Origin of the sequence: Micromonospora sp. NPDC049580 (assembly GCF_040675595.1) — a bacterium.
Lineage (GTDB): Bacteria > Actinomycetota > Actinomycetes > Mycobacteriales > Micromonosporaceae > Micromonospora.
The window spans coordinates 1-10,005 of sequence record NZ_JBFAPG010000215.1; the positions used below are offsets into that span (position 1 = coordinate 1).

Genomic DNA, 10,005 nt, shown 5'->3' on the forward strand with positions numbered 1-10,005 from the left:
CCCGGCTCGGCCTGGAGGAGAAGGCGCAGCAGCTCACGCGGGCCTCGGCGTACAAGTCGGAGTTCCTGGCCAACATGAGCCACGAGTCAGGATCAGCTCACGGACGGTCTTCGCGTCGGCCTGACCACGGGTGGTCTTCATGACCGCGCCGACGAGGGCGCCGGCCGCCGCGACCTTGCCGCTACGGATCTTGTCGGCGATGCCGGGGTTGGCGGCGATCGCCTCGTCCACGGCGGCGGTGAGCGCGCCGGTGTCCGAGACGACCTCCAGGCCACGGCTGGTCATGATCTCGGTGGGCGAGCCCTCACCGTCGACCACGCCCTCCAGCACCGTACGGGCCATCTTGTCGTTGAGCTTGCCCGCGTCGACCAGGCCCTGCAGCTCAGCGACCTGCGCGGGGGTGGCGCCGATGTCGGCCAGCTCCACGCCGCTCTCGTTGGCCCGCCGGGACAGCTCGCCGAGCCACCACTTGCGGGCCGCCGCCGGGGTGGTGCCGGCGGCCACGGTGGCCTCGATCAGCTCGACCGCGCCGGCGTTGAGCACCGACTGCATGTCCAGGTCGGACAGGCCCCACTGCTGCTGAAGCCGACGCCGGTGCACCCGGGGCAGCTCCGGCAGGGCGGCCTTCAGCTCGGCGACCCAGGCCGGGTCCGGTGCGATCGGCACCAGGTCCGGCTCCGGGAAGTACCGGTAGTCGGTGGCCGTCTCCTTCGAGCGCCCCGGGGTGGTGTCGCCGGTGTCCTCGTGGAAGTGCCGGGTCTCCTGGGTGATCCGGCCGCCCGCGTCCAGCACCGACGCCTGCCGCAGCATCTCCGAGCGGACCGCCCGCTCCACCGAGCGCAGCGAGTTGACGTTCTTGGTCTCGGTGCGGGTGCCCCACTCCTGAGCCGGCAGGTTGAGCGAGGTGTTCACGTCACAGCGCAGCGAACCCTCCTCCATCCGCACGTCCGAGACCCCGAGCGTGCGGATCACGTCGCGCAGCTCGGTGACGTACGCCTTGGCCACCTCGGGGGCGAGCGCGCCGGTGCCCGGGATCGGCTTGGTGACGATCTCGACGAGCGGAATGCCGGCCCGGTTGTAGTCGACAAGCGACTCGGTCGCACCGTGGATGCGGCCGGTCGCGCCACCGACGTGCAGCGTCTTGCCGGTGTCCTCCTCCAGGTGCACCCGCTCGATCTCGATGCGCACCGTCTCGCCGCCCACCTCGACGTCCAGGTAGCCGTCGACGCAGATCGGCTCGTCGTACTGGCTGATCTGGAAGTTCTTCGGCATGTCCGGGTAGAAGTAGTTCTTCCGGGCGAACCGGCACCACTGCGCGATGGAGCAGTTCAACGCCAGGCCGATCCGGATGATCGCCTCGATGGCCGCCTTGTTGGCCACCGGCAGCGAGCCGGGCAGCCCCAGGCACACCGGGCAGACCCGGGTGTTCGGCTCGCCGCCGAAGTCCGTCGGGCAGCCGCAGAACATCTTGGTGTTCGTGCCCAGCTCGACGTGGGTCTCCAGGCCGATCACCGGTTCGTAGCGTGCGACGACCTCGTCGTACGCGGGAAGCGTCGTCGTCATCTGGGCTCCTGCCTCACAGTGCCGGTGGGGTGAACGTGCCGACCGCGGACTCCAGCGCGGCGGCGACCCGGTACATCCGGTCGTCGGCCATCGTCGGGGCCATCACCTGCAGGCCGACGGGCAGCCCCTCGGAGAGGCCGCAGGGCACCGAGATGCCCGGCCCGCCGTACAGGTTGGTCGGGATGGTGAACAGGTCGGCCAGGTACATCTGGTACGGGTCGGCGGTGCGGGCGCCGATCGGGAAGGCCGTGAACGGGGTGGTCGGCGAGATCAGCGCGTCGACCCGATCGAACGCGGCCGTGAAGTCGCGCGTGATCAGCGTCCGGACCTTCTGCGCCTGCCCGTAGTACGCGTCGTAGTAACCCGACGACAACGCGTACGTGCCGACCATGATGCGGCGCTTGACCTCGGGGCCGAAACCGGCCTCCCGGGTCAGCGACATGACCTCCTCCAGCGACCGGTTTCCGTCGTCGCCGACCCGCAGGCCGAACCGGACGCCGTCGAACCGGGCCAGGTTGGAGGAGCACTCGCTCGGGGCGATCAGGTAGTACGCCGGCAGCGCGTACGCGAACGTCGGGCAGGAGATCTCCACGACCTCGGCGCCCATCTTGGTCAGCGCGTCCACCGACTCGCGGAACGCGGCCATCACGCCCGGCTCGGCGCCCTCGCCGACGAATTCGCTGACGATGCCGAGCCGCACGCCGGTCAGGTCGCCGGTCGCGCCGAGCTTCGCCGCCGCCACCACGTCCGGCACCGGCTGCGGGATCGAGGTGGAGTCACGCGGGTCGTGCCCGGCGATCACCTGGTGCAGCAGGGCCGCGTCGAGCACCGTACGGGCGCACGGGCCGGGCGTGTCCAGCGACGACGAGAAGGCGACCAGCCCGTAGCGGGAGGTGCCGCCGTAGGTGGGCTTCGCGCCCACGGTGCCGGTGACCGCGCCGGGCTGGCGGATCGAGCCGCCGGTGTCCGAGCCGATCGCCAGCGGCGCCTCGTACGCGGCCAGCGCGGCGGCGCTGCCACCGCCCGAGCCGCCCGGGATCCGGCTCAGGTCCCACGGGTTGTGCGTCGGGCCGTACGCCGAATATTCCGTGGAGGAGCCCATGGCGAACTCGTCCATGTTCGTCTTGCCGAGCATCACCGTGCCGGCCTCGCGCAACCGCTGCACGATCGTCGCGTCGTACGGCGGGCGCCAGCCCTCCAGGATCTTCGAGCCGACGGTGGTCGGCACGCCACGGGTGGCGAGCACGTCCTTCACCGCGACCGGCACACCCGCGAGGGGGCCCAACTCCTCGCCGGCGGCCCGGCGCTCGTCCACCGCGCGGGCCGCGGCGAGCGCGCCGTCGGTGTCGACGTGCAGGAAGGCGTGCACCTGCTCGTCGACCGCGGCGATCCGGTCCAGGTGTGCCCGGGTCACCTCGACGGCGGAGGTCTCGCCGCCGGCGACCAGCGCGGCGATCTCCGTCGCGGTCATTCTGGTCAGATCGCTCATGCCGTCACTCCGCTCCGCTTCGCGACGCCAGTCGCCCGTGCACGTCCGCTCATGAGGCCACGTCCTCGGTCAGGATCCGCGGTACGCGGAACCGCTGGTCCTCGGCGTCCGGCGCGCCCGACAGCGCCTCCTGCGGGGTCAGGCACGGCGTAACGACGTCCTCGCGGAAGATGTTGGTCAGCGGCACCGAGTGCGAGGTCGGCGGGATGTCCGCGGCGGTGACCTCGCCGACCTGGGCGACCGCCTGGAGGATCACGTCGAGCTGGCCGGCGAAGGTGTCCAGCTCCTCCTCGGTGACGGCGAGCCGCGACAGGCGCGCCAGGTGCGCGACCTCCTCGCGGGAGATGGCGGCCATCCGTGCCCCCTTCTGATGTCCTGCTGGTCGGGCGGTGTGCCGGCCGCGCGACGCGTGCGGCGTGACGCGCGGTGACCGGAGCGAGTCTATTGTTCCGCCCCCTCCGCCGGCTGCTCGGGTGGGTCAGCGGGTCGACCGGCGGCCGACCTCCGGCTCCGGGCCACCCGCCGGGCGGACCGGCCGGTAGCGGGCCAGCCAGGTGACCAGCTCCTCGGCGGGCATCGGACGGGCGTAGAACCAGCCCTGGGCGGCGTCGCAGCCGGCGGCGTACAACATCCGCCAGGTCCGCTCGTCCTCCACGCCCTCGGCGACCACCCGCAGCCCCAGCGCGCCCGCCAACTCGATCATCGACCGGACGATCGCCGCGTCGTCGGCGTCCTCGGCCATGCCGAGCACGAACGACCGGTCCACCTTCACCTCGGACAGCGGAAGTCGGCGCAGATGTTGCAGGGACGAGTAGCCGGTGCCGAAGTCGTCCAGCGCGATGGCCACCCCGATGCGGTGCAGCCGGGAGATGGTGGCCAACACCCGGCGCGGGTCGGCCATCAGGGCGCCCTCGGTGATCTCCAGTTGCAGCCGCTCGGCCGGCACCCCGTAGCGGGCCAGCCGGTCGGCGATCTGGTCGGCGATCTCGCCGGTGTGCAGATCGCGCACGCTGACGTTCAGCGCCGCCCGCAGCCCGATGCCGGCCGCCGACCACTTGGCGAGCTGCTCCACCACGTCGTCCACCACTCGCCGGGTGAGCAGCCGCATCACCGCGCTCTGCTCGGCGACCCGGATCAACTCCTCCGGGTCGACCATGCCCCGGCGCGGGTGCCGCCAGCGCAGCAGGGCCTCGACGCCGACGACCTCGCCGGTCGCGATGGCGATCTGCGGTTGGTAGTACATGGTGATCTCACCGGCGTCGTCGGCCGGCTCGCCGCCGTCGCGTACCCACCCGGTCGACTCGATCGCCTGGGCCTCGGGAACCGACCCGCCGTCGCGCCCCGGACGGTCCCTGCCCGGCGGCGACACCGCACCGCCGTTCGGCGACCGCCGTCCGTGGCCGCCGGCATGCCGGTCCCGCAACGGGCCGGAACGGGTGCCGGGGATCGTCGCGCGGCTGTTGCGGCCCCGGATCGGGTCGGCGCCGGTGGCGATCCGGTTGATCAGCTCATCGGCGTCCACCAGCTCGGCGCCGGCCCGCCGCCGGCGGCCCCACCACCGCCCGCCCGCCGACGACGCCGGCGTGATCACCGGCGCACCGCCCGGATGCGGCGTGGCCGTGGCCGCCGCCGGAGTGGGCAGCGCCGCACCGTCACCGCCGCGCACCTCGGCCTCCACGGCGAGGGGTACGTCTGCCGTCCGCTCGGGCTCACCCGGCTCGGCGGCCGACGGGCCGGATTCCAGCACCCGGCGGAGGTCGGCGAGGAGACCGAGACGCTCGGCCGAGTTGTGGTCCGACTCCGGGGCGTACACGGCGACCGTGTCGTTGCGGTGCTTGGCGTCGTACATCGCCACGTCGGCGTGCCGCATCAGGGTGGCGAAGTCCTCGCCGTGCTCCGGAAAGAGGGCGATCCCGATGGAGCCGCCGACGTCCAACGGCAGCCCGTCCAACGGCACCGGCTCGGCCAACACCCCGACCACCCGGTCGGCCAGCTCACGCGCCTGGCTGACGTCGGTCAGCCCGGTCATCACGATGGCGAACTCGTCCCCACCCAGCCGGGCGATCATCTGCGGCCGAGGCTCCACGTCGGTGAGCCGTGCGCTGACCTCGACCAGCAGCCGGTCGCCCACCGCGTGCCCGAGCGCGTCGTTGACGTTCTTGAAGCGGTCCAGGTCGATGAGCAGCAGCGCCAGGTGCCCGCCGGGCTCGTCGCGGGCGGTCCGCTCGGCGTGCAGGTGCACCTGCTCCGCCACCTCGGCCAGCAGCGCCTTGCGGTTGGGCAACCCGGTCAGCGGGTCGGCGGCGGCGAGGTGCTGCTGCTCGACGGTCAGCCGGGCCATCCGGTAGACGGCGAAGAGCGGTACCAGCACCAGCGGGATCAGCGCCGCGCTGAGACGGGCGGCGGCGACCAGCACCGGAGCGAGCAGCAGCAGCGAGCCGGTGGAGAGCAGTTCGAAACCGACGCCCTGGCGGACGGTGGGCCACCAGCGGCCGCCGAAGCGCAGCCGCACCGCCCAGCTCACCAGGCCGTAGTTCACGACGAACCAGGCCAGCGTCGCCCCGCCGACCGCGGCCACGTCGGTGGCGTGCAGGCGACCGCCGTCGAAGACGGCGCCCGGCCCGAGTTGGATGACGCCGTACGCGGCGGCGAGGGCGCAGGCGTACTGGCCGACGTTGAACGCGGTCCGCCAGGCGGCGTGGCGCATCCGCCAACCCGAGACGATCACCCCGACGGCCTGCACCGCCACCGCCGGGCCGAGCCCCCAACCGAGCAGGATCGCGAAGGTGAAACAGGTGGACGGGAAGACCGCCGAGGTCTGCCGTCGCCCCGGCGGGACGAACGGGCGCGCGTCGCAGACCACCGCGAGGGCGGCCATCGTCCAGAACGCCACCGGCAGGCGGGGCAGCTCGTCGGGGAGCGTCGTGAGTGGACCCGTGGCGGTCAGCGCCGCGACCACCAGGATGCCGACGACGAAGGCGGTGAACGGCGTCACCCGCCCAGGTGGGACGGAGTTGCGCGGGTCGGCGACCTCCATCACACCTCCCGAGGAACGGTCGACGTGCCGATGAGCACGCTGTGACCCAATGAAACGCCCTCAGCCCCGGGTTTCCCGGTATGACAGTCACGAATCGGTCGTAGTCGTAATTAAGTTGGTATACGCGACGGGCCGCCACGTCGGCACGCCGCTGCGGTCAGCCCTCCACCCGGGCGACGTCCCGTGCGGCGTCCGGACCCGCCTCCAACAGCACCCGGAACCCGTCCTCGTCGAGCACCGGCACCTTGAGGGTGGCCGCCTTGTCGGCCTTGGAGCCCGGGTTGTCCCCCACGACGACGAAGCTCGTCTTCTTGGAGACCGACCCGCTGACCTTGCCGCCCCTGGTCTGCACGGCCTCGGCGGCCTGGTCCCGCGAGAAGCCGGCGAGGGTGCCGGTCACCACGACGGTCAACCCCTCCAGCGGGCGCGGGCCCTCGTCGACGGCCTCCTCGGCCATCCGTACGCCCGCCTCGGCCCACTTGCGGACCACCTCGCGGTGCCAGTCCACGGCGAACCACTCCCGGATGCTGGCCGCGATGGTCGGCCCGACCCCGTCGACCGAGGACAGCTCCTCCTCGCTGGCGGCGTCGATGGCCTCCATCGAGCGGAAGTGCCGGGCCAGCGCCTGGGCGGCGGTGGGGCCGACGTGCCGGATGGAGAGCGCCACCAGCACCCGCCACAGGTCACGTTCCCGGGCGACGGCCAGATTGTCGAGCAGCTTGACCGCGTTGCTGCCGAGGCTGCCGTCCTTGTTGACGAAGAACGGTGACCGGGACAGCTGCTCGGCGTCGAGCTGGAAGAGGTCACCCTCGTCGGCGATGATCTCCGCGTCCAGCAGTGCCGCCGCGCCCTTGTAGCCCAGCACCTCGATGTCGAACGCGCCACGACCGGCGAGGTGGAACACCCGCTCGCGCAGTTGGGCCGGGCAACTGCGGGTGTTGGGGCACCGGATGTCGACGTCGCCCTCCTTGGACGGCGCGAGCGGGGTGCCGCAGGCCGGGCAGGTGGTCGGCATGACGAACGGGCGGGCGTCAGCGGGCCGCAGGTCGACCACCGGGCCGAGCACCTCGGGAATCACGTCGCCGGCCTTGCGCACCACCACCGTGTCGCCGATCAGCACACCCTTGCGCTCGACCTCGCGGGCGTTGTGCAGGGTGGCGAGCGCGACGGTGGAGCCGGCCACCCGCACCGGTTCGAGGACGGCGAACGGGGTGACCCGACCCGTGCGCCCCACGTTGACGTCGATGTCGAGCAGCTTGGTGGTGACCTCCTCCGGCGGGTACTTGAAGGCGATCGCCCAGCGTGGGGCACGGCTGGTCGAGCCCAGGCGACCCTGGATGGAGACCGGGTCGACCTTGACCACCACACCGTCGATCTCATGCTCGACGTCGTGCCGGTGCTCGGCGTAGTAGGCGATGTACTCCGCCACGCCGGACAGATCCGGGACGACCCGCCACCGGTCGCTCGTCGGCAGCCCCCACGCCTTCAGCGCGGAGTACGACTCCGACTGCGCGGTGGGCTGGAACCCGCGGCGGGCGCCGATGCCGTGCACGACGAGACGCAGCGGTCGGGAGGCGGTGACCCGAGGGTCCTTCTGCCGCAGGCTGCCGGCGGCGGCGTTGCGCGGGTTGGCGAACGGCGCCCGCCCCTGCTCGACCAGGCTCGCGTTGAGGTCGGCGAACGCGGCCACCGGGAAGTAGATCTCGCCCCGGACCTCCAGCAGCTCGGGCACCGTCGGGAACTCGGCGGACGGCGCGAGCTGGCTGGGCACGTCCCGAATGCTGCGCACGTTGGCGGTGACGTCCTCGCCGGTGCGGCCGTCACCACGGGTGGCCGCCCGGACCAGCCGGCCGGCCTCGTAGGTCAGGTTGATCGCCAGACCGTCGACCTTCAACTCGCAGAGGTAGGGCACCGGCCCGCCCGCGTCCCGCTCGACCCGCTCGGCCCAGGCCGCCAACTCCTCGTCGGCGAAGGCGTTGTCGAGCGAGAGCATCCGCTCGGCGTGCGTGACCGGGGTGAAGTCGGTGGAGAACGTGCCACCCACCCGCTGGGTCGGCGAATCCGGCGTCCGCAGCGCCGGGAACTCGTCCTCCAACGCCTCCAGCTCGCGCAACTGCTTGTCGAACTCGGCGTCGGTGATGATCGGCGAGTCGAGCACGTAGTAGCGGTATTGATGCTCGGTCAGCTCACGGCTGAGGGTGGCGTGCCGCTCCCGCGCCTGCGGCGTCGGCTCCGCGCCGGCCGCCGCCTCCTGAGCCGGGCTGACCTGTTGACCGATCTGCTCCTCGGACACCCCGCCACCTTCGGACACGCCTGCGACCTCCCTGATCACGCTACTAAGGCACGGTATCGGTCCGGGGTGACAATCCGATGCCCACCTGCGCCACCGGTGACGCCCCACGCAGCCCGTTCCCGTGCCGCGCGTCGCCCCGGACGGCGATGAGGCGACGACCGACGCCGCTGAACGCCGATGACGTGGCAACCAACGCCGGACTCGCCGACCCCGCGGTCGGTGGCACCGAGGAGAGGCTGCCGACCCGGGCACAAAGGCCGCCGAACGAACAGATCGGCGTCGCCCGGGAGCACGCCGGGACTCGCGGGCCGTTGATCGACTCCAGGTCGCCGACACGGGGGTGTCCGCGCACCCGGATGCCCCCACACCGGCGATCTGGAGTGGATCACCGAGCAGGGGCCCGGTCGTCGGCCCAACTCACGGGAGCGCCCACGCCGTACCGGCCGCCGACCGGTCGACGCAGCCGCGCGGGGAGCGGCCGTGCGGCTGCGTGCTGGGATGTCGTCGGGCTGGGATGTCGTCGGGCTGCGATGTCGTCGGGTTGCGATGTCGTCGTCGGGCGGCAGGGGCGGCGACGTGCGAGGATCGCCGAACGAAGCGGCCGGCGTGCCGCCCTGACGCGGAGGTGGCGATGACCGAGGCGCTGCTCTGGGCGGCGGCGATCCTGCTGGCGGTGGCCGCCGGCTGGGCGTGGAACAGCTGGCGGCACCGGGCGAACAGCCGACGCTCGGCCGACCGACCTGGTCGCGGCGCACCGACCCGCGCGGGTGGTCGTCGTCCCGCCCCGCCGCGGCCACGCGGCACCGACCGACCGGCCACCAGGCCGCGCTCCCGCGACACCGATCGGGCGGCCGGCACTCCGGCGGCCGGCGAGATCTGGTGGGCCGACGTGCCGTACGTCGACGGCAGCGGCTCGAAGGTGCGGCCCTGCCTGGTGCTGCGCGCCGACTCCCGGGGCGCCGACGTCCTGAAGATCACCAGTCAGGACAAGAGCGACCGCGACGACCACGTCCGGATTCCCACCCGGGACTGGGACCCCGGCGCCGAGCACGACAGCTACCTGAGCCTGACCGAGCCGATCCGGATCAGCTCGGCCGACTTCGCCGACCGCGCCGGTCGCTGTGACGCCGACCTGTGGCGGAAGGTCCGCAGCCTGCGCCACCTGCCCACCAGCTGACACCGGCCCACAGGCCGCAGGCCACCCCGGCCCCCGGCCCCCGGCCCCCGGCCCCCCGGCCATGATCCACTCGGGTTCCAGGAATCCGGGGTGTCCGAGCCGCCGCAACACCCCACCTTCCAGGAACCCGAGTCGATCACCGCAGACAGGCCGGGCCACGCTGGCAGGCTGGACCGGGCCCGGCCACGCCACGCCACGCCAGACCAGGCCACGCCAGCCCAGGCCAGGCCACGCCACGCCACGCCACGCCGGGCCAGGCCACGCCAGGCCACGCCGGGCCACGCCACGCCAGGCCACGCCGGGCCAGGCCACGCCATGCCATGCCATGCCAGGCCACGCCATGCCAGGCCACGCCACGCCACGCCAGGCCAGGCCAGGCCAGGCCAGGCCAGGCCAGGAGAGGGCAGGCCAGACCTGGAGAGAACAAGAGATCGGAGGAGAGTGGA

Annotated in this window: 6 protein-coding genes; 1 reads left to right on the forward strand and 5 read right to left on the reverse strand. The window is 72.8% G+C overall.

Going from position 1 to position 10,005, the window contains the following annotated elements; genetic code table 11:
* Positions 1-33: 33 nt before the first annotated feature.
* The 5 genes from gatB to ligA form a co-directional block, all read right to left on the reverse strand.
* Positions 34-1,563, reverse strand: coding sequence for an Asp-tRNA(Asn)/Glu-tRNA(Gln) amidotransferase subunit GatB (gatB, locus tag AB0J68_RS18250; protein WP_363939517.1), 1,530 nt, complete (start codon positions 1,561-1,563; stop codon positions 34-36).
* 13 nt (positions 1,564-1,576) lie between these two features.
* Entirely contained in the window at positions 1,577-3,052 is a 1,476-nt protein-coding gene (gene gatA / locus AB0J68_RS18255; RefSeq protein WP_363939519.1) for an Asp-tRNA(Asn)/Glu-tRNA(Gln) amidotransferase subunit GatA, read from the reverse strand.
* Positions 3,053-3,101: 49 nt separating this feature from the next.
* Positions 3,102-3,407 carry an Asp-tRNA(Asn)/Glu-tRNA(Gln) amidotransferase subunit GatC gene (gene gatC, locus AB0J68_RS18260; protein WP_354861239.1) on the reverse strand — a complete coding sequence of 102 codons (306 nt, stop codon included), beginning with the start codon at positions 3,405-3,407 and terminating at the stop codon, positions 3,102-3,104.
* Between the two features lie 123 nt (positions 3,408-3,530).
* Positions 3,531-6,089 carry a bifunctional diguanylate cyclase/phosphodiesterase gene (locus tag AB0J68_RS18265; RefSeq protein WP_363939522.1) on the reverse strand — a complete coding sequence of 853 codons (2,559 nt, stop codon included), beginning with the start codon at positions 6,087-6,089 and terminating at the stop codon, positions 3,531-3,533.
* A gap of 157 nt (positions 6,090-6,246) precedes the next feature.
* A complete protein-coding gene (gene ligA / locus AB0J68_RS18270) occupies positions 6,247-8,382 on the reverse strand; it encodes an NAD-dependent DNA ligase LigA (RefSeq protein WP_363939524.1) in 2,136 nt (711 codons plus the stop codon).
* A gap of 631 nt (positions 8,383-9,013) precedes the next feature.
* Between ligA and AB0J68_RS18275 the strand changes: the two genes are divergently transcribed.
* Positions 9,014-9,559: a type II toxin-antitoxin system PemK/MazF family toxin gene (locus AB0J68_RS18275; RefSeq protein ID WP_354861231.1), complete on the forward strand. Its 546-nt coding sequence runs from the start codon at positions 9,014-9,016 to the stop codon at positions 9,557-9,559.
* The last annotated feature ends 446 nt before the right edge of the window (positions 9,560-10,005 follow it).

Excerpts from the sequence above, each read along its gene's own strand:
- gatB (WP_363939517.1), bottom strand. The coding sequence starts at position 1,563 with ATGACGACGACGCTTCCCGCGTACGACGAGGTCGTCGCACGCTACGAA.
- AB0J68_RS18265 (WP_363939522.1), bottom strand. The coding sequence starts at position 6,089 with ATGGAGGTCGCCGACCCGCGCAACTCCGTCCCACCTGGGCGGGTGACG.
- gatA (WP_363939519.1), bottom strand. The coding sequence starts at position 3,052 with ATGAGCGATCTGACCAGAATGACCGCGACGGAGATCGCCGCGCTGGTC.
- AB0J68_RS18275 (WP_354861231.1), top strand. The coding sequence starts at position 9,014 with ATGACCGAGGCGCTGCTCTGGGCGGCGGCGATCCTGCTGGCGGTGGCC.
- gatC (WP_354861239.1), bottom strand. The coding sequence starts at position 3,407 with ATGGCCGCCATCTCCCGCGAGGAGGTCGCGCACCTGGCGCGCCTGTCG.